We start from the raw sequence: 26,738 nt of genomic DNA, 5'->3' as shown, positions 1-26,738 counted from the left end.
CTCAGTTCTTCTTGGCTTCCTGCACGTAGAGCAGCTCGAGAATGGAGCGGGCCGCCTCGAACCACCGGTCCAGCCAGTCCGACGGCGGGAGCTGCCCGCGCGCCGGCAGCTCCATGAGCAGCCCGCGCAGCAGCGGGTGATCGGCCATCGACTGCGAGCCCGAGTCCGGCCAGCCGGAGGACGGGAAGACCGGCTCGGTCAGTCCGTGCAGGTCGAGGGAGGGCAGCTTGGCCGCCCGGTCGAGCGCGCTGGTCGGCTCGATGCTGTGCGACCGGCCGGGCGACCGGGTCGGCAGCCCGGAACTGCCGGCCCGCGACATCAGCTCGGTCTCGCCGGATTCGCTGGACAGCCCGGCCTCGCGCCGGTTCTGCCGGTACGCGCTCACCCCGCCGCTGAACCGGTCCTGCGCCGTCGCGGAGCCGTTGCTGAGGTTGTCGGAACCAATGGTCATATGTCTGCCTTGCCTCGCTCGGAGATGTCCCGGCCGTCGGCGCGGACCGGTCCGCGCTTGTGCCGTTCAACGACGCGAGAACAGAAATGACTACGGCCGGCCCGTCCGCGCCTCGCGGGCAGGCCGGCCGTCGTCCGGCGTCTGGCGAGGTCAGAGGTCGAACTCGCCGTCCTTGGCACCGCCCACGAACGCGTCCCACTCGTCGGCCGTGAAGATCAGTACAGGGCCGTCCTGGTCCTTGGAATCCCGGACCACGATCGCCTCGTCGACGAATGCCACCTCGACGCAGTTGTCGGAGTTGGGACCGCTACGTGTGCTCTTGAACCACTGTGCCTGGGTCAGGTCGACCCGGAAACCCTTCGCTTCGACTTCCACAATGGCTCCTCTACCAGAGTTTCAATCATCTCGATGGACTCCTCCGGGGGGAGGGCCGACGCTCGGACGATGTCGAAGATCGAGACGTATTTGCTGAGCTCCTCAGCCTTCTCCAGGAACAGGCCGCCGGTCGCGTTGTCGATGAACACCACATCCGCGTCTCCCTCCTCCTCGAACTCGAGAATCACGAACGAGCCATCCATGCCGGCATGGGCGCCGGCCGCAAACGGCAAGATCTGCAACGTGACGTTCGGCAGGCGAGCCACCTCGATCAATTTCTTCAATTGATCAAGCATGACCAACTCGCCGCCGACCGGCCGACTCAGCACCGCCTCATCGAGCACCACCCGAAGATCGATCGGATCGTCCTGAATCAATAACGCTTGTCTTTGCATCCGGACACGGACCCGTTGCTCGATTTCCCGCTCGTCATCCAGTTGGGCACCACGAATCAGGGCAATTGCATACTCTTCACTCTGCAGCAACCCCGGAACGACATGCTGCTCGTAAGCCCGGATCGACCGCGCCGCCGTCTCCAGACCGACATACGCGCTGGCCAGGACCGTGGAATACGGGTGCCACCAACCCTTTTGACGCGCCTCGCGAGCGATTTGAACGAGCTCCGCCTTAATCGACTCGTCTACGCCGTAAATGTCCAATATGTGCTGAACATCGCTGGGCGAAGCACTGGTATGTCCCGTCTCAATCCTGGACACTTTGGACGTCGAGCAGCCGAGCCGTTCCGCCACCACATCGATCGTCACGCCCGCCTCTTCGCGGTGCCGGCGCAACTCGACGCCAAGGCGCCGCCGACGAATGGTGGGACTCCGGTGCTGATTCACTTCTTCAGTCTCTCTGTCGATCATTTAATCGTTCAAGACAACGGGTCCGACAAGACCGACAATCACGGAAGACGTACATGCAACTTGCATCGACACGACTCGTGGTGCAATCTTTTCGGTATGGCCCGCGTCACTCCCCACCTTCGGGTGATGCGGCCGAGTCCGGCTCAGCGCGCCGTTACGGCGCCGTTCGCGGGGGTCCGGTCATCAGACCGTCCAGGGTGGACTGATCCACTTTACGACGTTCGGCAGATCGGCGGCGGTGACGTTCCGCAACGCTTTTGGCGATTGGCATTGCCATGGGCTTGCAATGGAGTCGCGACCGGGCACACTAAGTGCTTTCGTGTCAAGGGCAGGAGATGACGTGCTTCCTCGGTCCGGTGATGTCATACACGTGACGAAGGCAGCGAGCGTCCAATTCGCGGCGCCGATGCTCTTCCGGGTCATCCGGGTCCACGACTGGCCGACGTACGAGGGCTGGATCTGGCTTGACGGCTACGAGCTCAACACCGCCGGCGACGCGGTCGAGCGGCGCTCCATCTTCGTGCAGGTGAGCGGCCTGCGCGCGGTCGGCAAGGCGCCCGACCCGCGCGCCCGCAACGCCCGTCAGCCCGGCCTGGCCACCGGCACCGTCCCGGCCCGGGCCCGGACGAACCGCTAGCGGGTCGCCGTCGCGGTGGCCGTCCCGGTCGGCGTGGTGGTCGCGTTTCCCTGCTGCGCGACCACGATGGTGACTCTCGTGTCCGGTGGTACCTCCTGCCCCTCCGCCGGATCACTGTCGATCACCGTCCCGGGCGCCGCCGTGCTGTTCAGGTAGAGCACGCGGTACGGCAGCCCGGTCCGATTCAGCGCCGCCCGCGCCTCGGCCAGCGGCAAGCCGCGCAGCGCCGGCACCGTCACCGCGGCCGTCGGCTCCTGCGTGGTGGCCGTCGTGGTCGGAACCGTCGACGGCTCGGTCGAGGGCGGCGAGCTGGGCGCCGTGCTGGGCGCGGCCGTCGGCGTGTCGGTCGTCACCACGGCCGTCGGCTGCGTCGTCGGGACCGGCCCGGGCTGCTGGCCCGAGTTCTGCACGATCACGTAGATCGCCCAGGCCAGGACGCCGAGCAGCAGCAACACGACGATCCCGACGATGATCGGCATCCACCACCGGTCGCGCTGCCCCGGCGGGGGTGGCGTCGGCCCGTCCCAGTCGGTGTCGTAGATCGACCGCCCCGGTCGCGGGGGGCGCACCTCGGCCCGGCCGGCCCAGACCGACCAGTCGTCGCCCGCGGCGGCCGGCGCGACCTTGGTCGCGTCGGTCCCCCCCGGGGAAACGGGCTCGGCGATCGTGTCGTCCAGCCGCTTTCCGGGCAGAGTGGCGTCGTCCGCGGGCGGGACCCGCCGCGTCTCGTCGCTCTCCTCGGACATTTGCCGGTCTCCTCCGCGTCGTCACCCGCCCGGGTCAACGTATCCAATCTTGCGGGACGCGTGTTACCTACGCTCCCCGTTGTGACCACCGCCGATGAATAGCAGGGGAAGACAGTGACCGCTACAGTGCCCGGCATGGCCGACAAGGGCTGGACAGGACGGGTCGCGACCGCGGCCGGCGTCGCCGCGGGAACCGGCGCCGCTCAACTCGGCCTGGGCTACGGCCTGGGCGTCATCGTCTGGCCGGTCACCGTGGCCGAGGATCGCAGCGAGTGGCTGGGCAGCCTCGGCTGGGCGACCTGGATCACCGCGAGCGCGACCGTCTTCGGCGCGGTCATCGCGAGCCGGCTGGCCGGGGCGCGGGCCACGCGGCCGAGCTGGCCTTGGCGATTGGCTTTCGCGATCTCCGCGGGGGTCGGTGCGCTGGTGGGCGTCGCGCTGATCGCGCTTCCGGCCCGGGCGGCCGTACGCCTGGACACGCACTCGCCACAGATGGTCGCGGCGAGCTACGCGCTGCTCGGCGTCGCCCTGGGGGTGATAGTCGCGTTCTGGGCGGTCTGGTCGCGCCCGGTGGCCGCCAATCTGATCGCCACCGCGGCCTGGCTGTGGGCCCTGGCGATCACCGCGATCGTCGTCGAGCTGGTCCTCGGCCGAGCGACAGCCACGTACCTGACCAGCTGGCAGTTCGTCGAGACGTCGGCCACCCGCTACGGCGTCATCTACTGGCCGAGCGCCCTGTTGACCATCGCGGCCGCCTTCGGGCTCGGCATCATCGCGGTGGTCCCGGCGGTTCGCCGCGGCGACCTCGGCGTGGGCGCCGCCGCCTCGGGCGCGGTCGGCCCGCTGCTGGTGGCGGTCTCGTTCCTCGCCCTCTCGCCGCGCCTGACCGGCTCGCCCGGCCCGATCGAGTCGGCGTATCTGATCGCCCCGTACGCCGTGCTCTCCGGCCTGGCCGGCTCGGCGCTGGCGGTCGCCATCGCGAAGTCCCTCGCCACCCCGGCCGAGGCCCGAACCGTTCGGCAAGACGAACCGGCCACCGAGGAGCAAGACGAGGACGACGAGCCGACCGAGCGCCTCCCCGCCGCCGGGACCAGGAACGAACCGGCCCCGAAGCCCGTCGCCGCCGGCCGCGCGGCGCCCCAGTCGGCCCCGCGCCCGGAGCCGACGCCGTCGAGCACGCCGAAACCCAGCCCGGTCGGCACGCCCGCCACCCGCAGCCCCAACGCGCTCACCGAGCCGCCCAAAGCCCCCAAACCGGTCACCGAGCCGCCCAAGGCACCCCCGCCGATCTCGGGTCACCCGGGTGCGCGGCCCGCTCCGCCGTCCAACGGCAAGTCCGATCCGGAGATCGCCGCCGCCGCACGCCCCGGCCGCTTCCGTGGCCGGAAGGCGGCCCCCAAGCAGGCCGAACCCGAGTCACCGAAGTCGACGGTCACGCCCCCGCCCACGACCCCGACCATCGCGCAGATCAACCCCAAGCCCCCGGCCGACTGAGTCAGTCGACCGGCCAGGTGTGCACCGGCTCGTTGCTCTGCTGCAAAGCCCAGTACCGCATGAGCATGTCGTGCAGCGCCGCCGGCCGGGAGAGCCCCCGCCGCAGTTGGGCCGAGCACACCGCCTCGGTCTGCCAGCTCGCGCCGTTGCGCCCCACCCGGCACCGCTCGTCGATCACGCCCAGCAGCCGGTCCCGGTGCGCGGAATCGACGCCGAGGCGGTCCAGCCCCCGATGCGCCTTGGGCAGCAGGACCGTACGCACCAGCTCGGTGACCGGCACCTCGCCGAGCGACGGCCAGTTCAGCACCGCCGCGATCCCGTCCCGGGCGCCGCGGTGGAAGTTGTCCTCGGCGTTGGCGAAGCTCAGCCGCGACCAGATCGGCCGCTCCTCCTCGGCCAGCTGGCGCACCAGCCCGAAGTAGAACGCCGCGTTGGCCAGCAGGTCGATCACCGTCGGCCCGGACGGCAGCACCCGGTTCTCCACGCGCAGGTGCGGACGGCCGTTCATCACGTCGTACACCGGCCGGTTCCACCGGTAGACCGTCCCGTTGTGCAACCGCAGCTCACCGAGGTGCGGGATACCGCCGCCGGACAGCACCAGCTCCGGGTTCTCGTCCGTCATGATGGGCAGCAACGGGGGAAAATAGCGGACGTTCTCCTCGAAGAGGTCGAACACCGTGGTTATCCAGCGCTCGCCGAACCAGACCCGCGGGCGTACACCCTGAGCTTTCAGTTCGTCCGGACGCACGTCGGTGGCCTGTTCGAAGAGCGCTATCCGGGTCTCCGCCCACAGCCGCCGGCCGTGGAAGTACGGCGAGTTCGCCCCGATCGCGACCTGTACGCCGGCGACCGCCTGCGACGCGTTCCAGCACCGGGCGAACCGGTCCGGCGGCACCTGCAGATGGAACTGCACGCTGGTGCACGCGGCCTCGGGGGCGATCGAGTCGCTGGTGCTCTGCAGCCGCTCGACACCCCGGATGTCCAGCCGGAACTGCTCGCCCCGGGCGCCCGCCATCTCGTCGTTGAGCAGGCGATATCGGTGGTTCGCGGAGAGGTTGGCGAGCACCAGGTCGTCCGGCGTCAGGGTGGGCAGCATGCCGATCAGGACAATGCCGCTGTCCGCCTTCGCGGCGCGGTCGGCGGCCCGGCGCAGCGAGTCGAGGATCTCCCGCTCGTACGAGCCGAAGCCGTCCCCGGCGATGATCCGCGGTGGCGCGTTGAGCTCGAGGTTGAACTGCCCCAGCTCGGTCTGGAAGGTCGGGTCGGCGAGGTAGCCCAGCACCTCAGCGTTGCGCATCGCCGGGCGGCCGCCGTCGTCGACGAGGTTGAGCTCGATCTCCAGCCCGGTCCGGCCCTCGGTGGTCTCGAACGCGGCGGCGTCGAGCAGCTGCGCGAGCACGTCGAGACATCGGCGCACTTTGTGCCGGTAAGTCACCCGGTCCTCGGGTGCAAAGGCGATGGTTGAGAGATCCTTGCCCACGTACCCCTCCGGCACCGCCAGGAACAAAACGGACTTTCGATCACCACCCCGTGAGCGAACATGTGCGTTCGGTCCACCTTGCCATCCCGGAGGGCAGGTACGCCAGACGCCATCGAGCCGCCGTCCAGCATGCGGACGGCGGCTCGAATGTGGACGATCGGCCCGGGTCAGTCCTGGCGGATGGCCTCGCCCTCAATCTCGATCTTGACCTTCTTGCCCACCATGACGCCACCGGACTCGAGGGCCATGTTCCAGGTCAGGCCCCAGTCCTCGCGGTCGATCTCGGTGTGCGCACTGAAGCCGAAGACACCCTTGCCGTACGGGCTGACGGTGGCGCCCTCGAACTCGACGACCAGCTCGACCGGCTTGGTGACACCCTTGATGGTGAGCTCGCCGTCGAGGACGAACTCGGCGCCGGCGTGCGACTTGATGCCGGTGCTGCGGAACTCGAGCGTCGGGTACTTCTCCGCCTCGAAGAAGTCGCCGCTGCGCAGGTGGTTGTCCCGGTCGACCTGGCCGGTCTCGATGCTGGCCGCGACGATCGACGCGGTCACCGAGGAGGTCAGCGGGTCCTCACCGATCGTGATGGTGGCGGTCGCCTCGGCGAACTGGCCGCGGACCTTGCTGACCATCAGGTGTCGCGCCACGAAACCCACCCGCTTGTGCGCGGCATCAAGCACGTAGGTGCCAGCGGCGGGGATCTGCAGCCCCTCGAACGGACGGGTGCCGGCGACGGACTCGGTCATGACTAGTTCCTTCTTTCGAGCGCTGTGTGGTCGTGTTTGCCTGACGTAACAACTATAGTCTGAGCAACATTCCGCCTGTCAAGAGACTGAGCTAGCATCGAACCTGTGAGCAACCTGGATGACCCCCGCTTCACCGCGTTCGGTCTTTTCGCCGAGGCCTACGCGGGCCTGACCGCGCGGTTCGCCGCGCAGCTCGAAGAGCACCGCCTTTCCGCCGTCGAGTTCGAGGTGCTGCTGCGCCTCGCCCGCTCGCCCGGCCGCCGGCTGCGGATGACCGACCTGGCCGGCCAGACCTCCCTCTCCACCAGCGGCGTCACCCGCGTGGTCGACCGGATGGACCGCGACGGCCTGGTCCGGCGCGAGGCCTGCGCCAGCGACCGCCGCAGCTCGTACGCGGTGATCACCGACGACGGCACGGCGCGCCTCGAGGCGGCTGTTCCCGGTCATCTCGCCCTCGTCCAGGAGTGGTTCATCGGCCAGCTCACCCCCGAGCAGCTGACGGGGCTGCTGGAGTCGATGCGGAAGATCCGTGACGCGGTGAACCCGTGCGCCACCGCCGGCAGCAATGAGGCGTCCCGGGTCGAGGCGGCCTGATCTCCCGTACACCGAACCACATCCCCGTCCGGCGGACCGGCAAACCGGCAGAAGTACCGGCAGAACCGCCCCAGCCTGGCCGCTAAAGGGACATATCACCCGAACGCTGTGCGCGCCGCGGCTACTGTGATCAGCGCAAGGGGGATGCGGCGCGATCGAGGCGACGTACGGGGCTGACGGGGGAGCCTTGTTTTCGCCGCGTTACTGGTGGGGCGTTGCGACGGCCGGCGCGTGGGGGGCACGAACGCCGGCCGTCCGCGCCGCACCGCATCGGCCCCGCACCACATCAGCCCACGGTCGCCAGTCGCTCCCGTTCCCGGGGCAGCAGCGTGATCCCGCCCGCCTCGCAGAGCGCCGTGAGCCGCCGCCGCGCCGCCGCTCGTTCCTCCTGGTCCGGCGTGCTGACGATGAGCCCGACCAGCGCCTCGACCACGTCCCGCCGGTCGTGTGCCCCGTCGTACGCCTCGGCCGCCCGCGCGAAGCACTCGGCCGCGTGTTTCTGCTCGCCCTGACTCAGCGCGATCGCCCCCTCGACCACCGCGGCCGGCCCGTCTGGCGGCAAGTCCTCCGGCGGCCGCAGCCGCTCGAGGATGGCCAGCGCCTCGTCGGTCCGGCCCAGCTCGGCCAGGGCCAGCCCGATCGTCGCCCGCAGCCGGCGCCGCTGGTTCGGGTCGCCGACCCGTTCGAGCTCGGGCATCGCGCCGCGCCCGAGCCGCTCGGCCTCCTCCGGCTTGCCGTCCAGCCGGGCCACCTCGGCGAGGTTGGCCATCGCCAGTGCGCGCAGCCGCTCCTCGCCGCACTGGCTGGCCAGCTCGTCGACCGCGGCGAGCCGGCGCCGCGCCGCCGCCAGGTCACCCTCGCGGATCTCGTGCCAGGTCAGGTTGTTCTCGGCGACGGCGATGTCCCGGATCTTGTTGTTCCGGCGGGCCAGGGCCAACGCCGCCGTCCCGTGCCGGCGGGCGTCGTCGTACCCGCCGATGCTCATGAACAGGCCGGCCAGTTGGGTGTGCGCCGCGAGCTGGCCGACGACCGAGCCGAGCCGCTCGAACTCGGCCACCGCCGCGGTCGCCGCCCCGACCTCCTCGGCGCCGGCGCCGTGTTCGAGGGCCAACTGGGCCAGCCCGATCTTGGCCCAGGCCCGGGTGGCCGGGTCGGCGTCGGCGGTGCGCGGATCGTCGAGCAGGCGGCGCAGCCACTGCCGGCCGCTCACGTCCCGCCCGCGGAACCGCCACCAGCGCGGCAACGCGGCGGCGATGCGCAGCGCGGTGTGCGGGTCCTCCCCGGCCGCGAAGGCCAGTGCCGCGCCGAGGTCGCCGGAGACGTCGTCGAGCCGGCCGGCCGCCTCGGCCAGCCGGGTGCCGATCAGGTCCGGCGCGATCTGCTGGGCCAGGTCGGCCAGCACCCGCGCGTGCCGCCGGCGGGCCTCGGTCAGCTCGCCCTCAGCGGCCGCCCGCTCGAACGCGTAGTCGCGGACGAACTCGAGCAGCCGGAACCGGACGGTCCGGCTGCCGCGCACGCTGAGCAGTCCCAGCTCGAGCAGCCGGTCGAGCAGGTGGACGATGTCGGCGCCGTCGGTCTGCGCACCGTCGGTGAGCTGCTCGGCGAGCGTCAGCGACCAGCGGTAGCGGAACATCGCCAGCAACCGCAGGGCCCGTTGCTCGCCCGGGTTGAGCAGGCGGTAGCTGGCCGCGACGGCGTCCCGCAGCGAGACGGCCGCGGTGCCCGGCCGGTCGAGGTCGAGGACGCGGTCGCCGTACCGGTCGAGGATCTCCGGAATGGTCAGCACCCGGCCGCGCGCGGCGGCCAGCTCGATCGCGAGCGGGAGCCCACCCAGGCGCCGCACCAAACCGGCCAGGGGCGCGATCTCGTCGGGCTCGAGCGGGGTGCGGCGGACCCGGCTCAGCCGTTCCAGGAAAAGACCCACCGCCGGGTACGCCGAGACCGCCGCCAGCGTGTTCGGCGTCTCGAACGGCGGCGACACCAGCGGCGCAAGCGGCCAGACCCGCTCGGCCGGCAGGCCCACCGGGTGCCGCCCGGTGGCCAGGAACCGCAGCGACGGGATCCGTTCGAGCAGCCGGGCGAGCATCTCGGCGGTCGCGTCCGGCGAGCGCTCGACGGCGTCGACGAACAGCAGGCCGGCCCGCCCGGCGAACCGGCCGGCCAGGTCGTCGGGGTGCCCCACGCCGAACCCGGCGGCGATGCTGCCGAGGAGCTCGCCGATCGACGCGCCGTCGGTGATCACGATGCCGGCGACGCCGCCCGGGTACGCCTCGGCGACGCGATGCGACACCACGATGCCGAGGCTGGTCTTGCCCACCCCGGCCATGCCGACCAGGGTGACGCCGCGCGGCCCGTCCGCCGCGGTGAGCCGGGCGGACAACTCGGCGACGTCGTCGTCCCGGCCGATCAGCTCGGCGCTCGGCGGGATCTGCAGGAAGTAGGTGGGCGGCAGCGGCTCGTCGGCCGCCTGGCCGCGGGCGGCGGCGAGGAACGCGTCGCGGTCGGCGCCGGAGAGCCCCAGCGCAGCGGCGAGCAACTCGACGGTGGTGCGCTGGGGACGGGAGGCGCGGCCGCGCTCCAGGTCGCGGACCGTCCGGACGCCGATCGCCGCGCGGGCGGCCAGCTCCTCCTGGGTCAGCTTCGCTCGCAGCCGGTTCCGGCGCAGCACGGTATCGAAGCCTGAGCCGCCCGGGCCCGCTTCGTCTGCCGCCATGGTGCGAACCTATGCACGTATTTCCGTACCGGCGAGCCGACATCCAACCCTGTCGGAAAACGGACCAAAGGCTTGGCAGCAAATACGGAATATGTCCTGGTTAGAGGCCCAGGCCCCGGGCGATCAACATGCGCTGGACCTCGGAGGTTCCCTCGCCGACCTCGAGGATCTTGGCGTCCCGGTAGAAGCGGCCGACCGCCGACTCGTTCATGAAGCCGTAGCCGCCGTGCACCTGGGTGGCGTAGCGGCTGTTCTCCATCGCGGCGTTGCTGGCGTTCAGCTTGGCGATCGCCGCGTACCGCTTGAAGTCCTCGCCGGCGAGCATCCGGGACGCGGCGTCGTAGTAGCCGAGCCGGGCGGTGTGCGCCCGCAGCTCCATGTCGGCGATCATGAACTGGACCGCCTGGTAGTTGCCGATCGGGCGGCCGAAGGCCTGCCGCTCGTTGGCGTACCGGACCGACTCGTCGACGCAGCCCTGGGCGAGGCCGACGGCGAGCGCCGCGATCGCTATCCGGCCCTCGTCGAGGATCTGCAGGAACTGGGCGAAGCCGCGGCCGCGCGGGCCGAGCAGATTGCCGGCCGGGACGCGTACGTCGTCGAAGGACAGTTCGTGGGTGTCCGAGGCGCACCAGCCGACCTTGGAGTAGCCGGGCGCCACGGTGAAGCCGGGCGTGCCCGCCGGGACGATGATCGTGGAAAGCTCCTTGGAGCCGTCCGGGTTCGTCCCGGTCACCGCCATCACGGTGACCAGCAGGGTGATGTCGGTGCCCGAGTTGGTGATGAACGCCTTGCTGCCGTTGATCACCCACTCGCCGGTCGACTCGTCGAGCACCGCGCGGGTGGTGATCGCCGCGGCGTCGGTGCCCGAGCCCGGCTCGGTGAGGCCGAACGCGGCCAGCCCCTCGCCGGTGGCCAGCCGGGGCAGCCACTGCTCCCTCTGCTCGGCGGTGCCGAACCGGTAGATCGGGGTGGCGCCCAGCGAGACCCCCGCCTCCAGGGTGACCGCGAGCGAACTGTCCACTCTGGCCAGTTCCTCGAGGGCGATGCAGAGCGTGAAGTAGTCGCCGCCCATGCCGCCGTACTCCTCCGGGAACGGCAGGCCGAACAGCCCCATCTTGCCCATCTGGCGCACCAGGTCGTACGGGAAGGTCTTGTGCTCGTAGTGCTCGGCGATGACCGGCGCCACCTGCTCGCGGGCGAAGTCCCGGACGGTTTCGCGCAGCGCCTCCTGCTCCTCGTCGAGCCGGAAGTTCACCATGTTCGCACTCCTGTCAGACGGGGGTGACGCCGTGCCGGCGCCGGGAGAAGCCGCGGTCCTTGCCGCGCGCGGCGGCGAGGCGGCGGATGATTTCGGTACGCAGGTCGCCCGGCTCGACGACGGCGTCGACGACCAACTCGCTGGCCAGCCGCATGATGTCGATGTCGCGCTCGTACTCGGCGCGGCGCTCGGCGACGAACGCGGCGCGCTCATCAAGGTCTTCTATCGCCGCGATCTTGTTGGCGTAGACGGCGTTGACCGCGGCCTCGGCGCCCATCACCGCGATCTTGGCGGTGGGCAGGGCGATCGTGGCGTCCGGGTCGAAACCGGGGCCGGCCATCGCATACAGGCCGGCGCCGTACGCCTTGCGGACCACCACGCAGATCTTGGGGACCGTGGCCTCGGAGACCGCGGTGATCATCTTGGCGCCGTGCCGGATGATGCCCTGTTTCTCCACCGCCGAGCCGACCATGAAACCGGGCACGTCGGAGAGGAACAGCAGCGGCACGTTGAAGGCGTCGCAGAGCTGGATGAAGCGGGTCGCCTTGTCGGCCGAGTCGACGAACAGCACGCCGCCCTTGAACATCGAGTTGTTGCCGAGGACCCCGACGACCTCGCCGTTCAGCCGGGCGAACCCGACCGTGAGCTCGCGCGCCCAGAGGGCCTGGATCTCCACGAACGAACCGGCGTCGACCAGGCCCTTGACGTACCGCCGCATGTCGAAAGCCTGCCGCTCGCTCGCCGGAACCAAGGCAGCCAGATCGACCCCGGTCGGCTCCTTGGCTTCCGCCCTGGGCGGCTGCTCCTGCCAGTTGGACGGCAGGTAGGACAGGTAGGTGCGGACCGTGTCGAGCGCCTCCTGCTCGGTCTTGCAGAGGAAGTGGCCGACGCCGGACTCGGCGCAGTGCACCCGCGCGCCGCCCATCGCCTCGAGTGTCGTCTTCTCCCCGGTGACCATCTCGACCATGCGGTCGGAGCCCAGATACATGCTCGCGTTGCCCTCGACCATGGCGACCACGTCACAGAACGCCGGGATGTACGCGCCGCCGGCGGCGGACGGCCCGAACAGGGCGCACACCTGCGGGATCGAGCCGGAGGCCCGCACCTGGGTGTGGAAGATCTTGCCGGCACCGCGGCGGCCGGGGAACAGGTCGACCTGGTCGGTGATCCGCGCGCCGGCCGAATCGACCAGGTAGACCATCGGGACGCCTGTCGCGTACGCCCGCTCGATGATTCTGATGATCTTTTCAACCGTACGGGCGCCCCAGGAGCCGGCCTTGACCGTGGAATCGTTGGCCATCAGGCAGACGTCCCGCCCGTCGATCCGGGCAGCCCCGGTGATCACACCATCCGCGGGCAGGCCGTCGGCGAGACTGTTGGCATAGAGGCCGTCCTCGACGAAGGAGCCCTCGTCGACCAGCAGCGCTATCCGCTCGCGGGCGAACAGCTTGCCCTTCGCCGCGTTCGCCGCGTGGTAGCGCTCGGCGCCGCCGGCCAGCACGCGCTTGCGTACCTGGGCGAGCGCCTCCTCGTCGATGGTCAACGGATTTCTCCTTAACGACCGTTAGAACCTTAACGAGCGTTAGGGTAGCGCACCGGAACAAGGATCTACAACGCGGGACGGGAGCCTCCGCCGGCTGCGGAGACTCCCGTCCGTTTCCTTACGCCCGGTGCCGTGGAGGGGCACCGGTTCCTTGCTCGACGCCTCCTGGCGTCGTGCGGGTCGCGCCCGGGACGGCGCTACCCGGTTCTTCCGTGCTGTCGCCTCAGCGCAGCGAGTCCAGCAGGCTCAGGCCGCTGACGGAGTCGGTCAGGTTGCTGACCGGCAGGCTCTCCCGGCCACCCTTCGCGTCGCTGTCCGAACCGGTGGCCGGCTTGGTCGCGCCGCCGCCGTGGCTGTAGCCACCGTTGCCGCCGCCGTTGTCGTGGCCGTAGCCGCTGTTGCCGCCGCCGTTGTCGTGGCCGTAGCCGCTGTTGCCGCCGCCGTTGCCGTAGCCGCCGTTGCCCGGCTTGCTGCCGTTGTCGCCCAGGTAGCTGCCGTCGCCGTTGTCGCCGTTGTCACCAGCGTTCTGGCCGCCGCCGTTGCCGTGGCCGCCGTGGCCGTGACCGTGGCCACCGTGGCCGTGGCCGCCGCCCCAGCCCCACGCGTCGTCGCTGACGTCGTTGGCGCAGAGCGCGGCCGAGTTGGCCTCACCCAGGACGCCCAGCGAGTTGCCGCACACGTTGATCGGGATGTTGATCGGCACGCCGATCTGGGTGCCGTTCAGGATCCCGTTGTTGGCGCCGGTGGCCTGCACGAAGCCGGGGCCGCCCTGGGCGCCCTCGGTGGTGTGGCCGCTCTCCCGCATCCAGCCGTTGCCGCGGTGCCCGGCGAACACGTCATTGCCGCAGATCGCGCGGGAGTCGGCCGCGCCGAGCAGGGCCAGCGAGTTGCCGCACACGTTGATCGGGATGTTGATCGGCACGCCGATCTGGGTGCCGTTCAGGATCCCGTTGTTGGCCCCGGTCACCTGGGCGAAGCCCGGCCCGAAGCCCTCGGTGGTGTGCGCGCTCTCCGCCTTGCGGCCGCGGGCGCCGTTGACGCCGACGCCGGTCGAGTTGGCCGCGCCGAGCACCGCCGCCGAGTTGCCGACCGCGTTCACCGGCACGTTGATCGGCACCAGCACCTGGGTGCCGTTGAGGATGCCGTTGTTGACCCCGGTCGCCTGGACGTCCCGCGCACCCTCGGTGCGGTTGGCGCAGATCGCGGTCGCGTTGGCCTCGCCGAGGATGCCCAGCGAGTTGCCGCAGACGTTGATCGGCACGTTGATCGGCACGCCGATCTGAGTGCCGTTCAGGATCCCGTTGTTGGCGCCGGTGACCTGCGCGAACCCGCTCCCGCCCCCGTTACCGTGCCCACCGGCGTGGGCGGCGCCCGGGGCGAACAGCAGCGCGCCGGCGGCCAGGATACCGACGCTCAGCGTCTTGCGAACCCAAGTCTTCATGCGAAGAATTGCCTTTCAGAAATGTTTCGGCGAATGGTGTGTCGTATTCAGTTGAGCGATTGTTCCGGAACTGCATTCGGGCGCAGCGGTGCCCTGGCTTCTTTTTCTTCTGCCCTGACTCCGCTTGTCGACATGCGCCCCTGTGTGGCGCTTCGGTGCGGTGCGTGTGATTCAGGCGTCGCGATTCGCCGCTTGTTCGCAAGCGGGTGGGGAATCGACCCGGTACGCGGACACCGAAGCGGTGCCGGCCGGTCTGCCGACGGTCGGGCGGACCGCCGGACGCCTTCACTCAGTCAGGTGAGACGGTCGGTGCCTCGGCGTCGTGACGCCGGACCTGGTCGCCGGCAGCGATCGGCAGCAGGCGGCAGGCCACCGTGCTGTTCGCGATCGCATCCGGCAGGAAGGCCGCGGAGGCGCCCTCCGTCCGCGTCCCCGACCCGCTGGTCGGAGTGCCGCTGACGTCCCCGAGGTGCAGCTGCGGTGTGGTGGAACCGTCACCGCCGGGTGAGTTCCCGCCCGCCGTCGCCCGCTCGGCAGCCGCCGGACGGGCGGTCCGGTGCCGGTGGACGATCCGGTGCGGGACGGGCTTGGTCTGCCGGGCCACGGCGACGGCGCGAACCGCGCCGGCGGTCGGGACCGGCAAGGCCTTGCTGATCTTCACGGACGTCGCCCGCGCCGGTGCGATCACTTCCGGCGCGACCGCTGGGGCCGGGCTGACGACCTGGTCGGAGACCGGATCGGCGGCCACGGCGAGCATCCGTTGCGGGGCGGGCTCGGGTCCGCCGGTGAGGCGGAGTGGTTCGGCCACCCCGTGCAGGACCGTGTCGACCCCGCCCTTGGCGGTGTCCACTGTGGTCCCGGTGGGGTCGTGCGCGATCAGGCGCACGGTCTCCGCCGGGCGGGCGAGAACCCGCTGCGGAACCGCGAGAATGTCGGACACGATGTGGTGCTGCTGACGATGGGCCGGCTCGGCCTCCAGCGGCTGGGCGGCCGCTGCCAGGAGTCCGGATACCGGCGCGGTGGCGTCGCCGCCGACGACCGCGCTGAGCAACGAGCCGTCGGGCTCGCCGGTTCGGTCCGCGGCGTGCGCGGCGGCGCCGGTGAGCAGCCAGGCCGCACCGGCCAGGCCACCGACGACGAGCAGGCGCAGACCCCACCGGCTCCGGCGCCGCTCCGCCCCCTGGATGTGAGGCGGCAAGGGCGTGGAGACCTCGGCGGGGGAAGGCGACGACGGCGACGCGGCGCGCCACAAGCGTTCCACCGCCAGCCCCGTCATTGATCCGCCCCTCGTCGTCGACCGACATCGGCCACTCGTTATTGGTAACGAAGCGACCGAGCGGGGGTCACGCGAGCAAATGGGAAAAATGATCGCAGCGCGGCGCCGGGGAAATCACACCAATCTCGTCCGCGGGCCGGCCCGGAGAACGCCCGACGGAAGCGTACGGCCGAGCAGTTTCTCGGCCAGCTCGGCGGTTTCGATCAGCCGGTCCAGGTCGATTCCGGTGTCGATGCCCATGTCGTGCAGCATATGGACGACCTCTTCGGTCGCGACGTTGCCGGAGGCGCCCGGAGCGTACGGGCAACCGCCGATCCCGCCGACGCTGGCGTCGAACTCGGTCACCCCCAGATCGAGGGCGGTCAGGATGTTCGCCAGCCCGGTGCCCCTGGTGTTGTGGAAGTGCAGCAGGTCCGGGCGTACGGCGGAAAGCAGGTCACGCACCCGGCGGGGAGTCGCCATGCCGGTGGTGTCGCCGAACGCGATCCGGTCGGCGCCGTCGGCCCGGACCCGGGCCACGATGCCGGCCACCCGATCGGGGTCGATGTCACCCTCGAAGGGACAGCCGAAGCTGGTCGCCACGACCACTTCCAGGGTGGCGCCGGCCTCGTGCACGAGCGGGATCAGCCCGGCGATGTCGTCCAGCGACTCCTCGGTGAACCGGTTGAGATTGCGGCGGTTGTGCGTGTCGCTCGCCGAGACCACGACCTCGATCTCGCGAAAGCCGGCGGCCAGGGCCCGTTGCGCGCCCCGGGTGTTCGGAATGAGCGACGAATACCTGACGTCCGGATTTTTCGTGATTGATGACCAAACGGCGTCCGCGTCGGCCATCTGCGGAATCGCCTTCGGATGCACGAACGAGACCGCCTCGATTCGCCGGACGCCGGTCTGGCTCAGCGCGTCGATCAGCCGGACCTTGGAGTCGGTCGGGATCGGCTCCTCGTTCTGCAGGCCGTCCCGCGGCGCGACCTCACGAATGCTCACCGAAGTCATGGGCGGTTCACCTCATCCGGGAGACGATGCCGGTGTCGTAGTCACCGGCCAGGAACTCGTCGTTCGTCAGCAACTCGGCGAAGAACGGCAGGTTGTTCTTGGGGCCGACGATCTCGAAGCCGGCCACCGCGGCGCGGGCCTTGGCGATCGCGTCGTCCCGGTCGGCGCCGAAGACGATCAGCTTGGCCATCAGCGAGTCGTACGACGGGGTGACCATGGTGCCGGCGGTGTAACCGGAATCGACGCGGACGCCCTCGCCGGTCGGCTCGACCCAGGTCGTGACCTTGCCGGGGCCGGGCAGGAAGCGCTTCGGGTCCTCGGCGTTGATCCGCAGCTCGATCGCGTGGCCGCTCGTCGGTTTTATCTGGAAATTTGTGTCCAAACCGGACGCAATCCGCAGCTGCTCCTCGACCAGGTCGATGCCGTGGATCAGCTCCGTAATCGGATGCTCGACCTGCAGCCGGGTGTTCATCTCCAGGAAGAAGAACTCGCCGGTCGTGGGGTCGAGCAGGCACTCGACCGTGCCGGCGTTGCGATAGCCCACCGCCTCGCCGGCCTGGACCGCGGCAGTGAGGAGGCGTTCCCGCAGTTGGGGGCCGACCGCGGGGGACGGCGCCTCCTCGACCAGTTTCTGGTTGCGGCGCTGCACCGAGCACTCGCGCTCGCTCAGCGCGATCACCCGGCCGTCGGCGAGACCAAGGATCTGCACCTCGACGTGGCGCACCCGGGGGAAGTACCGCTCGATCAGCACCGAGCCGTCGCCGAACATCCGCTCGGCGAACGCGCGGACCTTGTCGTACTCGACGCGCAGCCCGGCCTCGTCGGCGGCGACCGCCATGCCCATGCCACCGCCGCCCGCCGCGGCCTTGACCATCACCGGGTAGCCGATGCTTGCGGCCGCCTCGATCGCCGCCTCGACGGTGGCGGCCGGGTCGTGCGTGCCCGGCGCGACCGGCACGCCGGCCTCGGCCATCAGGTTACGGGCGTTGATCTTGTCGCCCATCGCGGCGATCGCGTCGGCCGGCGGGCCGACCCAGATCAGGCCGTGCGCCTCGACCGCGCGGGCGAAGTCGGCGTTCTCGCTGAGGAAGCCGTAGCCGGGGTGGATGGCCCGGGCGCCGGTCGACTTGGCGGCGGCCAGGATCGCCTCGGCGTTGCGGTAGCTCTGCGCCGGGTTGGCCGGCCCGATCGCCACCGCGTCGTCGGCCTCGGCGACGAACGGCAGGTCGGCGTCGACATCCGAGTGGACGGCGATGGTCCGGATGCCCAGGCGCTTGGCGGTACGGATGATCCGGCGGGCGATCTCGCCACGGTTGGCGACCAGCAGCGACTCGATCATCGTCACTGGCCCAGCAGGGCGTGGCCGGTCGCGTCCCGCAGCAGGGCGGCCCGGCGGCGCCGGTCGACCTCGCCGCCCAGGAACGGCGTCGAGTTCATCAGGCCGAACGCCGAGTGGGCCAGCACCCGCGCCTCGGCCGGGTCGAGCTCGGGCCGCAGCTTGCCGAGCACGACCACCCACTCCTCGACGTAGAGGCGCTGCAGGCGGCGGATCTGCCGGCGCGGCTCGTCCGGCAGGCGGTCGAGCTCGTGCAGGTGCAGGGCGATGACCGCGGGGTTGGCCAGGGCGAACTCGACATGGAAGTCGATCAGGTCGGCCAGCGCGGCGCGGGGATCGTCGGGGTGCTCGGCGACCCGGGCCTGGCCGCCGTGCAGCAGGCCCTCACTCACCGGGATCAGCGCGGCCACCAACATCGCCTCCTTGCCGGCGAAGTGGTGGTAGAGCGCCGGGCCGGTCACGCCGGCGGCCGAGCCGATGTCGTCCATCGAGACGCCGTGATAGCCGCGGGCCGCGAACAGGCCCACGGCGATCTCGAGGATCTCGTCCCGCCGCGACCGCCGCCGGGGAGCGGGCGGCCCGGGGCGCTGCTGCTGATCAACCGTCGTCACAGGGTCACTCTAGCCTGATGTCAAGCGATCGCCTTAACGGGCGTTCAGGATGTGCCGAGCGCCGCACGGATCTCGGCGTACACCTTCTCCGCAGTCTCCCGCCCCGGTGCGTCCGGCGCCATACCGTCGAGTAACTTTCGCACGACCGGTTCGGCGTCGGCCGGCGAACCCGAGCGCAGCAGCGCCTCGCCGTACATCCGGGCCAGATGGTCGGCGTCGTCGGTCGCGCCGATCGCCCGCAGCGGGGCGTCGGCGCCGTGCAGGTGTGGCAGCGCGTCGGCGTACCGCCCGCGGGACATCAGCACCCGGCCCGCCTCCCACATCGTCATGCCGTGATGCCAGATCGCCTCCGGCTCGGCGGCCAGCTCGGCCGGCAGCTCGCTCCACCGCTCGTCGGCCAGCCGGATCGCCTCCTCGGCCGCCTCGACCTCGTCGGCGAAGTGCAGCGCGGCCACCCGCCGGCGCCGCAGCCGCAGCTCGGCGACCAGGTCACCGGCGTCGTGCAGGCAGGTGGCGGCGGCACCGAACGCCTCGGCCGCGTCGGCGTCCCGGTCGAGGTCGAACAGCAACGCGCCGGCCTCCTCGCCCATCTGGGCGCGGCCGTGCGGGTTGTCGGTGAGCCGCTCGATCAGTTCGCGGTACCGGGCCAGCGCGGCGTCGGCGTCGCCGAGCCGGCGATACTGCTGGGCCAGCAGGTAGCGGGTGTTGTCGGCGGCCCGGCGCTCGTCGGCGCGGTCGAAGAAGAGCAGCGCCTCCTCGGCCACCTCGACCGCCTCGACCGGGCGCTCGTCCTGCGCGTACGCCTCGGCCAGCTCGTACCGCGCGAACGCCCCGCCCGGCTCCAGCCGGTGCTCGGCGCAGAGCGCGACCGCCTCGGCCAGGTCGACCACCGCCTCCCCGGGGCGGCCCAGCCGCTTGAGCGCGTGGCCACGCCCGACCCGGGCGGGCAGCGCCTGGTCCGGATCCCCGGTGTCGATCACGACGCCGAACAGCTCGACCCGCTCGGCCGGGTCGTCCACCGCGTGCCCGAGGAGGTTCGCCGCCTCGGCCAGTCCGCGTGCCGGGCCGTGTGCACGGTAGAACTCGTAGCCCTGCCGAGCCGCGGCGACCGCCTCGTCGTCGCGGTCGGCCGCGGCGCGGTTGCGGGCTTGCAGCATCGCCTGCATCGCGACCAACCGCTGGTCACCGGCCTCCTCGGCGTAGGCGTAGGCGCGGTCGCCGGCCTCATTGGCCTCCGCCACCTCGCCGCGCAACAGGTGCAGAATCGACAGCCGCCCGTGCGCGATGGCCCGCTCCCGCGGGCCGCCGTGCTCCTCCTGGTAGGCCAGGTCGGCGTGGATCGGCGCTTCGTCGATCTCACCGAGGTGGGCGTTTTCCAGCGCGATGCGCGAACGCACCTGCGAGAGTTGCGCGGTGGCGCCGGCTTCGGCGAACCGCTCGGCCGCCCCGGCCCACAGCTCCATTGCGCGGCCGCGGTCGGCCGGCCGGGCCCGGAAGCCGGCCAGCTCGAGCCGCCGCGCCTCCTGCAGCGGATCGTCCAATGTGGCGGGTAGGGCGTCGAGCACCGCCGCGAGCGCCTCGGCCCGGTCGGCTCGGTTGTGCTGCCGGGCCAGGTCGAGCAGCTGCTCGACGGTCCATTCGGCTGGGATCTCCGGTGCCGGCTCCGGCTTGGGTGTCTGGCTCACCGCCGGGCGGGTCTGGCGGGCCGCCGGGTCGAGGATCAGATCGACCCCGTACGGCTCGGCCACCAACTGCTCGGCCACCCAACGGCCCTGCGTGCCGGTGCCGTTGCGGGCGTCGAAGCGCGCGGCTATCCCGGTCGCCGTCGCGGCCAGCTCCTCGGCCAGCTCGGCGGCCGTGCTGTCCGCCCGGCCCTTGCGGCGGACCGTCACGTCGCCGTGGCCGAGGGCGGTGACCCGGCGCAGCACGTACGACCCGTACGTCGCGAAGGTCATCGCGGTGAACGGCGACGGCGCCCGGTCGAGCCACTCCAGGTGGCGCTGCAGGATCTCCAGCCCGCGGTGCTCGTTCCCGGTACGCGCGCAGAACGCCATCTGCCATCCGACGTCGCCGAGGTCGGCCAGCCGCGACCGATGCACCCGGTAGGCCCGGCGGTGCGCATCGACCGCCTCGGCGAGCCGGCCGGTCATCAGGTACGGCTCCATCAGCTCGGTGAGGATGCTCTGCGGCTGCTCGTTGCAGGTCAGCTCGCCGGCCAGCACCGGCTCGGCCAGCGCGACCGCCTCCTCGTACCGGCCGCGGGTGCCGAGGTAGACCACCACCGACCGCGGGTCGCAGCCGGCGCAGTCGGAGAGGTCGTCACGCTCGGCGGCCTGCCACCGCTCGAACCACTCGTCCTCCTGCTCGGTCTCGCCGAGATGCCGCGCGACCAGCTGCCGCCGCTTGTACACCGCCTGCAGGCTGTGCCCGCCCTCGCGATACCGCCGCTCCATGTCGTCGAGCACGCCGTACGTCCGGTCCAGCGGGATCTCCGGGAACCGGGTCAGGCCGGAGACCATCGCCTTGAAATCCCAGAGCAGGGTGTGCGCCCAGCGCTGGTGATGCGGGCCCGGTTTGTTGTCGAAATCGGCCACGCACCAGGAGAAGGTCGGGAACGCCTTGATCGGCTCGCCGCCGTAGATGTACGCCGACGTCGCCAGCATCCGGGTGGTGAAGGCCAGATCCGGATCGCCGACCGCCTCGACGTGCCGCAGCACCTCCTCGATCAGCGCGATCTTCGCAGCGCCGTACGGCAGGCTGCCGGATTGCTGCAGTAGCTCCCACAGCTCGCCGGTCGTCTTCATACCTCACCTCCAGGCAGCGCGCGGTCCAGCAGGCCGAGCATCGACGTGGTCAGCAGCGCCGCGTCGGCCGGGCGGATCGGGTGGTGGCCGAGCATCAGCGCCTGGCCGTAGAGCGACTCGACGGCGAGACCGGCCAGCTCGGGATCGGCGATCGCGGTGACCCGGCGGACCAGCGGATTCCGCGCATTCAGCACGAGCTGCGGGCGGTCGGCCGGCGCGGTGGTGGCCAGCGCGTCGAGCACGCCGCCCCAGATGTCGTCGGCCCGGTCGCGGCTCGCGGTCAACTCGTCGTGGAACGCCGCCGCCCGGCTCACCAGATAGAGAGCCGGCAGCGTGACCGGGTCGTACGCGCGGATCACCACCTCGCAGCCGAGCCGGTCGAGCCGGCGCTGCGCGGCCGCGAGGAACGGGCGCAGCCGCAGCTCGGCCTCGGCATCCAGCCCGGTGAAGCGGGTGGCCAGGTCGGTCGGCTCGAGCCGCTCGGCGCGGACCTCGGGGTCCACTGTGGCCAGCCGCTCGATGATCTCGGTGTCGTAGACGTAGCCGCCGTTGACCAGGCCGACATCCTGCGCGGCGGCGACGGAGGCGAGCTGGCGGAACTCGTCGGCGGTCGCCGCGTACCGGATCAGGCCGTGCCGCTCGCGGAACTCGGCGAGCGTGACGTGGCCCATGTTGGTCTCCATCGGGTACCACTGCTCGACGATGCGCAGCATCTCGTCGTCGTGCAGGGCGAGCGCCTTGACCCCGAGATGATGGATGCCGAGGAACCGGGCCAGCCGCCGCGGTTCGGAGGTGGCCAGCCGCACCAGCCACCCGCGCAGCTGGTCGGCGATCGCCTCGCGGGCGGCGTTGAGCAGGCCGTCGTCGTACAGCGCCTCGCGGCTCGCGGTCGGGCGCAGCTCGGTGCTGTCGACCACGCATCGGGCGAAGAACGCCCACTCGGGCAGCAGCCCCTCCACGCTCTCGGCCAGCAGCATGCGCTTGAGATAGACCCGGTGACCGCCGCGGGTCGCCGGGTTGACCGGGGCGGGCAGCACGAACGCGGCCCCGGTCAGGCCCGCCTCGGGCACGTCCAGCTCGATCACGTCGAACGGAGCAAAACCGAAGATCTTTTCGCCGTACGCGTAGAGCTCCGCACGCCCGGCCTCCCACGGCACCACGCCCGCGGTCGTCGGCTGCCCGTCCACCTCGACGGCGACCGGCAACATCGACCCGTACATCTCGGCGAGCTCGCGGACGGTCGTACCGGAAAGAAGGTGCTCGGCGCCGCGGCGCGGCAGCAGGGTGACCGTGGTCCCCGGCTCGCGCTCCTCGCCCGGACCCACCTCGTAGCGGCCGTCGGAGTAACCCGTCCAGCGCACCGGCTCGGCGCCGGCCCGCCGGGTGTGCACCCGGATCTCGTCGGCCACCAGGAAGCAGGAGAGCAGGCCGATGCCGAACTGGCCGAGGAACTCGTGCCGGGCGAAGCCGAGCTCGTCGCGTTTCGAGCTGCGCCCGATCGTGGCCAGCAACTCGTGCACCTGGGCGTCGGTCAGCCCGATGCCGTTGTCGCTGATCCGCAGGCCGTCGGCGCCGGTGCTGATCCGGCCCGTGCTGATTTGAATGGCGCCGGCCGCCGGCGAGCCGGTCGCGACGATCGCATCCACCGCGTTCTGCAGCAGCTCGCGGACGTAGACGCGTGGGCTCGCGTAGAGGTGGTGACTCAGCAGATCGACGATGCCCCGTAGATCGACCTGGAACGTGTTGCTCACGGGCGAGAAAACTACCGGTTACCCCTGACAGTTTTCTCGCCCGCACCGCAAACTCAGTGCATGCCCCCGGGCTCGGGGCCCTTGGCGATCGGCGCGCGCACCAGGTTGCCCCACTCCGTCCAGGAGCCGTCGTAGTTGCGGACCTGCGGGTAGCCGAGCAGGTGGTGCAGCACGAACCAGGTGTGGCTCGACCGCTCCCCGATCCGGCAGTAGGCGATGATGTCGTCGCCCGATTCCAGCCCGAGCTCGTCGTGGTAGATCGTGGTGAGCTCGTCGGCCGGCTTGAACGTGCCGTCGTCGTTCGCCGCCGACTTCCACGGCTTGCTCAGCGCGCCCGGGATGTGCCCGCCGCGCAGCGCGCCCTCCTGCGGGTACGCCGCCATGTGCGTGAGCTCGCCGGTGTACTCCTGCGGCGAGCGCACGTCGACCAGCGGCCGGCCGCTCGCGATGTGCCCCATGACCTGGTCGCGGAAGGCGCGGATCTCGACGTCGCTGCGGACCGGCACCGGATACTCCGCCGCCGGGCGCTCGGTCTTCTCCCGGGTGACCGGGCGGCCTTCGGCCACCCACTTCTGCCGGCCGCCGTCCAGCAGCCGGACGTCACGGTGGCCGAAGAGACTGAAGACCCAGAGGGCGTACGCCGCCCACCAGTTGAAGTTGTCCCCGTAGAAGACGATCGTGTCGTCCCGGCCGATGCCCTTCGCCTCACACATGGCGGCGAACGCGGCGGGATCGAGGTAGTCGCGGGTGACCTGGTCGTTGAGCTCGAGGTGCCAGTCGACCTTGACCGCGCCCGGGATGTGCCCGGTGTCGTAGAGCAGCACGTCCTCGTCCGACTCCACGACCACGAGGCCGGGCGTGTCGAGGTTGGCGGCCAGCCACTCGGTGGTGACGAGCTTGTCGGGGTGCGCGTAGGCCTGCAGGGAAGGCGCCGGATCGTTCGCAACGGACATGCCTGTCACGCTAGCGCTTCGATAGCCGCTCTATGGGGGCCAACGCGGGACGCTTGGCTGTGACGCGATCGCCACTGGAGTGGCCGCGCACGTGCCGGGTCACCCACGGCACCAGGTGCTCGCGGGCCCAGCGCAGGTCGGCGCCGCGGGCCAGCAGCCACGGGGTCGGCTCGGGCATCGGCGGCACCAGCATCCACTCGTCCTCCGCGCCGACGCCGAGCGCGCTGAGCACGTGCGCGGCGACCCGGCGGTGACCGGCGGCGGACAGGTGCAGGCGGTCGGGCGCCCACATCTGCGGGTGGTGGAACTTGTCGTCGCCGAACAGATCGATCACGTACGCGCCGTACTTCTCGCCGAGCATGGCGGCGCCGTCGTTGAGGATCGCCGCGCGCGGGCTCATGATGCGCTGCCCCGGCAGGTGCGCGGTGACGTCGGCGAACCGGAACAGGATCACGTCGGTGCCCTGCTCGCGCAGCTGGGCCACCATCGGTTCCATCCGGGCGACCAGCCGGTGCGCGTCGACCCGGGGGCGCAGCACGTCGTTGCCGCCGCCGGCGAAGCTGACCAGGCCCGGGCTCATCGCCAGGGTCGGTTCCAGCTGCTCATCGATGATCTGGTCGAGCAGCTTGCCGCGAATCGCCAGGTTCGCGTAGCCGAAGTCGGGTCCGTACTCCACCGCCAGCCGCGCGGCGACCAGATCGGCCCAGCCGCGGTAGGTTCCGTCGGGATATGCGTCGCTGAGGCCCTCGGTGAAGCTGTCCCCCATGGCCACGAAGCTGCGCCAGATCATCCGCGCCCCCTTAACGTGCCTTCACCTGTATCTGGCAGTGAGTTTTCCACCGGTTGGACCAACATCGCAGCGTGACGATGGCGACACAAGCGATATCCGGTGGTTTCCCCGATGCGCCCTCAATACGCTGCTCGGCATGCTGTTACGAATGTCCACCTTGCTGCTCAAGACCCTGCGTGAGGAGCCGGCGGACGCGGAGGTGCCGAGCCATCGGCTGCTGCTGCGCGCCGGGTACATCCGTCGCGCCGCCCCGGGCGGGTATACCTGGCTCCCGCTCGGCAAGCTCGTCCTCGACCGGGTGACCGCCGTGGTGCGCGAGGAGATGACCGCCATCGGCGGCCAGGAGGTCTCCTTCCCGGCGCTGCTCCCGCGCGAGCCGTACGAGCTGAGCAACCGCTGGACGGAGTACGGCGACGACATCTTCCGGCTGCGCGACAGGCGCGGCGGCGAATACCTGCTGGCGCCCACCCACGAGGAGATGTTCACCCTGCTCGTGCAGGACATGACCAGCTCCTACCGGGACTTCCCCCGGCTGCTGTTCCAGGTGCAGACCAAGTATCGCGACGAGGCGCGCCCCCGGGCCGGGCTGCTGCGCGGCCGCGAGTTCCTGATGAAGGACGCGTACTCGTTCACGCTCACCGACCTCGAACTGGTCACCGTCTATGCCACGGTCCGCGCCTCCTACCAGCGGATCTTCGACCGGCTCGGCCTCGACCACACGATCGTCGCCGCGGTGTCCGGCGCCATGGGCGGCTCGGCCTCCGAGGAGTTCCTGGCCGCCTCCGAGGTGGGCGAGGACACGTTTGTCGGTTGCACGACGTGCTCGTACGCGGCGAACACCGAGGCGGTGATCACACCGGCGCCGGTGGTCGTCTCCGCCGCCGCGGCGCCGCTGGCCGTGCACGACACCCCGGCGACGCCGACGATCGCCGCGCTGGTCGACCTGGCGAACGAGCGCTCCCTGGACGGCCGCACCGACTGGACCGCCGCCGACACCCTGAAGAACGTGGTGGTCACCGTCCAGCAGCCCGGCGGCGAGGAAGAGCTGCTGGTCATCGGCGTACCGGGTGATCGTGAAGTTGATCTGAAGCGCCTCGACGCCGCGCTCGCTCCCGCCACCGCCACCCTCTTCGACGACTTCGCGTCCCGCCCCGACCTGGTCAAGGGCTACATCGGCCCGCAAGGACTCAAGGCGCGCTACCTGGCCGACCCGCGGGTCGCCCCCGGCACCGCCTGGCTGACCGGCGCGAACGAGGCCGGCAAGCACGCGACGAACGTGGTGGCCGGCCGCGACTTCACCCCGGACGGCACGATCGAGGCGGCCGAGGTGCGGGCCGGCGATCCCTGCCCGTCGTGTGGCGAGGGCACGCTCACCATCCGGCGGGGCATCGAGATCGCGCACGTCTTCCAGCTCGGTCGCAAGTACACCGACGCGTTCAAGGTCGATGTGCTCGGCGTCGACGGCAAGCCGGTGCGCCCGACCATGGGTTCGTACGGGATCGGCGTGTCCCGCGCGGTCGCGGCGATCGCCGAGCAGCACCACGACGAGCGCGGCCTGCTCTGGCCGGACGAGGTCGCGCCGGCCGATGTGCACGTGGTCGCCGCCGGCAAGGACGGCCAGGTCGAGGCGGCGCTGGAGCTCGCCCGGCAGCTGGTCGCGGCCGGCCTGCGGGTGCTGGTCGACGACCGGCCGCAGCTGTCCGCGGGTGTGAAGTTCACCGATGCCGAGCTGATCGGCGTCGCGCGCTCGGTGGTGGTAGGCCGGCGCCTCGCCGAGGGCCTGGTCGAATTCCGCGACCGGCGCACCGGCGAGCGATCCGAGCTGCCAATCACGGACGTACTACGTGTAATCACGGGTGCACTCGGGTAACCGGACATTT

At 71.0% G+C, this 26,738-nt stretch carries 22 protein-coding genes; 4 read left to right on the top strand and 18 right to left on the bottom strand.

Going from position 1 to position 26,738, the window contains the following annotated elements; translation table 11 throughout:
* Position 1: 1 nt before the first annotated feature.
* The 3 genes from IH26_RS0136905 to IH26_RS0136895 all read right to left on the bottom strand — a co-directional run bounded on the left by IH26_RS0136905 (position 2) and on the right by IH26_RS0136895 (position 1,668).
* Entirely contained in the window at positions 2-451 is a 450-nt protein-coding gene (locus IH26_RS0136905) for a hypothetical protein (protein ID WP_030440918.1), read from the bottom strand.
* A gap of 150 nt (positions 452-601) precedes the next feature.
* On the bottom strand, positions 602-826 hold the full coding sequence (locus IH26_RS0136900; RefSeq protein ID WP_030440917.1) for a DUF397 domain-containing protein: 225 nt from the start codon (positions 824-826) through the stop codon (positions 602-604).
* Positions 790-1,668: a helix-turn-helix domain-containing protein gene (locus tag IH26_RS0136895; RefSeq protein ID WP_030440916.1), complete on the bottom strand. Its 879-nt coding sequence runs from the start codon at positions 1,666-1,668 to the stop codon at positions 790-792. The genes IH26_RS0136900 and IH26_RS0136895 overlap by 37 nt, the downstream gene beginning before the upstream one ends.
* Before the next feature lie 364 nt (positions 1,669-2,032).
* Here IH26_RS0136895 and IH26_RS54440 point away from each other — a divergent pair, with 364 nt between their 5' ends.
* Positions 2,033-2,329, top strand: coding sequence for a hypothetical protein (locus tag IH26_RS54440; RefSeq protein WP_034216718.1), 297 nt, complete (start codon positions 2,033-2,035; stop codon positions 2,327-2,329).
* On the opposite strand, the gene IH26_RS0136885 is transcribed toward IH26_RS54440, so the two are convergent.
* The gene (locus tag IH26_RS0136885) at positions 2,326-3,075 is read right to left on the bottom strand and encodes a PASTA domain-containing protein (protein ID WP_030440914.1); all 750 of its coding nucleotides are present in this window, start codon (positions 3,073-3,075) and stop codon (positions 2,326-2,328) included. The genes IH26_RS54440 and IH26_RS0136885 overlap by 4 nt on opposite strands.
* 135 nt (positions 3,076-3,210) lie before the next feature.
* On the opposite strand from IH26_RS0136885, the gene IH26_RS0136880 reads away from it, so the two are divergent.
* Entirely contained in the window at positions 3,211-4,569 is a 1,359-nt protein-coding gene (locus tag IH26_RS0136880; RefSeq protein WP_030440913.1) for an MFS transporter, read from the top strand.
* A 1-nt stretch (position 4,570) separates the two neighbouring features.
* Here the strand turns inward: IH26_RS0136880 and IH26_RS0136875 are convergent, their stop codons facing one another.
* Both IH26_RS0136875 and IH26_RS0136870 read right to left on the bottom strand, forming a co-directional pair.
* Positions 4,571-6,049 carry a glutamate-cysteine ligase family protein gene (locus IH26_RS0136875; protein ID WP_030440912.1) on the bottom strand — a complete coding sequence of 493 codons (1,479 nt, stop codon included), beginning with the start codon at positions 6,047-6,049 and terminating at the stop codon, positions 4,571-4,573.
* A 167-nt stretch (positions 6,050-6,216) separates the two neighbouring features.
* Positions 6,217-6,795, bottom strand: coding sequence for a YceI family protein (locus IH26_RS0136870; RefSeq protein WP_030440911.1), 579 nt, complete (start codon positions 6,793-6,795; stop codon positions 6,217-6,219).
* A 105-nt stretch (positions 6,796-6,900) separates the two neighbouring features.
* Here IH26_RS0136870 and IH26_RS0136865 point away from each other — a divergent pair, with 105 nt between their 5' ends.
* A complete protein-coding gene (locus IH26_RS0136865) occupies positions 6,901-7,389 on the top strand; it encodes a MarR family winged helix-turn-helix transcriptional regulator (protein ID WP_034216717.1) in 489 nt (162 codons plus the stop codon).
* Between the two features lie 286 nt (positions 7,390-7,675).
* Here the strand turns inward: IH26_RS0136865 and IH26_RS0136860 are convergent, their stop codons facing one another.
* The 12 genes from IH26_RS0136860 to IH26_RS0136805 all read right to left on the bottom strand — a co-directional run bounded on the left by IH26_RS0136860 (position 7,676) and on the right by IH26_RS0136805 (position 24,858).
* On the bottom strand, positions 7,676-10,102 hold the full coding sequence (locus IH26_RS0136860) for an ATP-binding protein (RefSeq protein WP_030440909.1): 2,427 nt from the start codon (positions 10,100-10,102) through the stop codon (positions 7,676-7,678).
* A gap of 100 nt (positions 10,103-10,202) precedes the next feature.
* Entirely contained in the window at positions 10,203-11,357 is a 1,155-nt protein-coding gene (locus IH26_RS0136855; protein WP_030440908.1) for an acyl-CoA dehydrogenase family protein, read from the bottom strand.
* A 16-nt stretch (positions 11,358-11,373) separates the two neighbouring features.
* Positions 11,374-12,903, bottom strand: a complete 1,530-nt coding sequence (locus tag IH26_RS0136850; protein WP_030440907.1) for an acyl-CoA carboxylase subunit beta — start codon at positions 12,901-12,903, stop codon at positions 11,374-11,376.
* Between the two features lie 223 nt (positions 12,904-13,126).
* Positions 13,127-14,344: a chaplin family protein gene (locus IH26_RS0136845; protein WP_030440906.1), complete on the bottom strand. Its 1,218-nt coding sequence runs from the start codon at positions 14,342-14,344 to the stop codon at positions 13,127-13,129.
* A gap of 289 nt (positions 14,345-14,633) precedes the next feature.
* Complete coding sequence (locus IH26_RS0136840; RefSeq protein WP_030440905.1) at positions 14,634-15,620, bottom strand: hypothetical protein; 987 nt, start codon at positions 15,618-15,620, stop codon at positions 14,634-14,636.
* Between the two features lie 114 nt (positions 15,621-15,734).
* Positions 15,735-16,613, bottom strand: a complete 879-nt coding sequence (locus tag IH26_RS0136835) for a hydroxymethylglutaryl-CoA lyase (protein WP_030440904.1) — start codon at positions 16,611-16,613, stop codon at positions 15,735-15,737.
* A gap of 7 nt (positions 16,614-16,620) precedes the next feature.
* Entirely contained in the window at positions 16,621-17,952 is a 1,332-nt protein-coding gene (locus IH26_RS0136830; protein WP_030440903.1) for an acetyl-CoA carboxylase biotin carboxylase subunit, read from the bottom strand.
* Positions 17,953-17,954: 2 nt separating this feature from the next.
* A complete protein-coding gene (locus IH26_RS0136825; protein ID WP_030440902.1) occupies positions 17,955-18,560 on the bottom strand; it encodes a TetR/AcrR family transcriptional regulator in 606 nt (201 codons plus the stop codon).
* A 44-nt stretch (positions 18,561-18,604) separates the two neighbouring features.
* A complete protein-coding gene (locus IH26_RS0136820; RefSeq protein WP_030440901.1) occupies positions 18,605-21,364 on the bottom strand; it encodes a hypothetical protein in 2,760 nt (919 codons plus the stop codon).
* On the bottom strand, positions 21,361-23,115 hold the full coding sequence (locus tag IH26_RS0136815; RefSeq protein WP_030440900.1) for an HSP90 family protein: 1,755 nt from the start codon (positions 23,113-23,115) through the stop codon (positions 21,361-21,363). Before IH26_RS0136815 ends, IH26_RS0136820 begins: the two co-directional genes overlap by 4 nt.
* Before the next feature lie 53 nt (positions 23,116-23,168).
* A complete protein-coding gene (locus tag IH26_RS0136810; RefSeq protein ID WP_030440899.1) occupies positions 23,169-24,068 on the bottom strand; it encodes a sulfurtransferase in 900 nt (299 codons plus the stop codon).
* 10 nt (positions 24,069-24,078) lie between these two features.
* On the bottom strand, positions 24,079-24,858 hold the full coding sequence (locus tag IH26_RS0136805) for an SGNH/GDSL hydrolase family protein (protein ID WP_030440898.1): 780 nt from the start codon (positions 24,856-24,858) through the stop codon (positions 24,079-24,081).
* A 136-nt stretch (positions 24,859-24,994) separates the two neighbouring features.
* Between IH26_RS0136805 and IH26_RS0136800 the strand changes: the two genes are divergently transcribed.
* Positions 24,995-26,728: a proline--tRNA ligase gene (locus tag IH26_RS0136800; RefSeq protein ID WP_030440897.1), complete on the top strand. Its 1,734-nt coding sequence runs from the start codon at positions 24,995-24,997 to the stop codon at positions 26,726-26,728.
* The last annotated feature ends 10 nt before the right edge of the window (positions 26,729-26,738 follow it).

This window comes from Actinoplanes subtropicus (genome assembly GCF_000721705.1).
Lineage (GTDB): Bacteria > Actinomycetota > Actinomycetes > Mycobacteriales > Micromonosporaceae > Actinoplanes > Actinoplanes subtropicus.
This window is presented reverse-complemented; position numbering and strand designations above follow the sequence as displayed.

Excerpts from the sequence above, each read along its gene's own strand:
- IH26_RS0136905 (WP_030440918.1), bottom strand. The coding sequence starts at position 451 with ATGACCATTGGTTCCGACAACCTCAGCAACGGCTCCGCGACGGCGCAG.
- IH26_RS0136885 (WP_030440914.1), bottom strand. The coding sequence starts at position 3,075 with ATGTCCGAGGAGAGCGACGAGACGCGGCGGGTCCCGCCCGCGGACGAC.
- IH26_RS0136880 (WP_030440913.1), top strand. The coding sequence starts at position 3,211 with ATGGCCGACAAGGGCTGGACAGGACGGGTCGCGACCGCGGCCGGCGTC.
- IH26_RS0136870 (WP_030440911.1), bottom strand. The coding sequence starts at position 6,795 with ATGACCGAGTCCGTCGCCGGCACCCGTCCGTTCGAGGGGCTGCAGATC.
- IH26_RS0136860 (WP_030440909.1), bottom strand. The coding sequence starts at position 10,102 with ATGGCGGCAGACGAAGCGGGCCCGGGCGGCTCAGGCTTCGATACCGTG.
- IH26_RS0136845 (WP_030440906.1), bottom strand. The coding sequence starts at position 14,344 with ATGAAGACTTGGGTTCGCAAGACGCTGAGCGTCGGTATCCTGGCCGCC.
- IH26_RS0136840 (WP_030440905.1), bottom strand. The coding sequence starts at position 15,620 with ATGACGGGGCTGGCGGTGGAACGCTTGTGGCGCGCCGCGTCGCCGTCG.
- IH26_RS0136835 (WP_030440904.1), bottom strand. The coding sequence starts at position 16,613 with ATGACTTCGGTGAGCATTCGTGAGGTCGCGCCGCGGGACGGCCTGCAG.
- IH26_RS0136830 (WP_030440903.1), bottom strand. The coding sequence starts at position 17,952 with ATGATCGAGTCGCTGCTGGTCGCCAACCGTGGCGAGATCGCCCGCCGG.
- IH26_RS0136820 (WP_030440901.1), bottom strand. The coding sequence starts at position 21,364 with ATGAAGACGACCGGCGAGCTGTGGGAGCTACTGCAGCAATCCGGCAGC.
- IH26_RS0136810 (WP_030440899.1), bottom strand. The coding sequence starts at position 24,068 with ATGTCCGTTGCGAACGATCCGGCGCCTTCCCTGCAGGCCTACGCGCAC.
- IH26_RS0136805 (WP_030440898.1), bottom strand. The coding sequence starts at position 24,858 with ATGATCTGGCGCAGCTTCGTGGCCATGGGGGACAGCTTCACCGAGGGC.
- IH26_RS0136800 (WP_030440897.1), top strand. The coding sequence starts at position 24,995 with ATGCTGTTACGAATGTCCACCTTGCTGCTCAAGACCCTGCGTGAGGAG.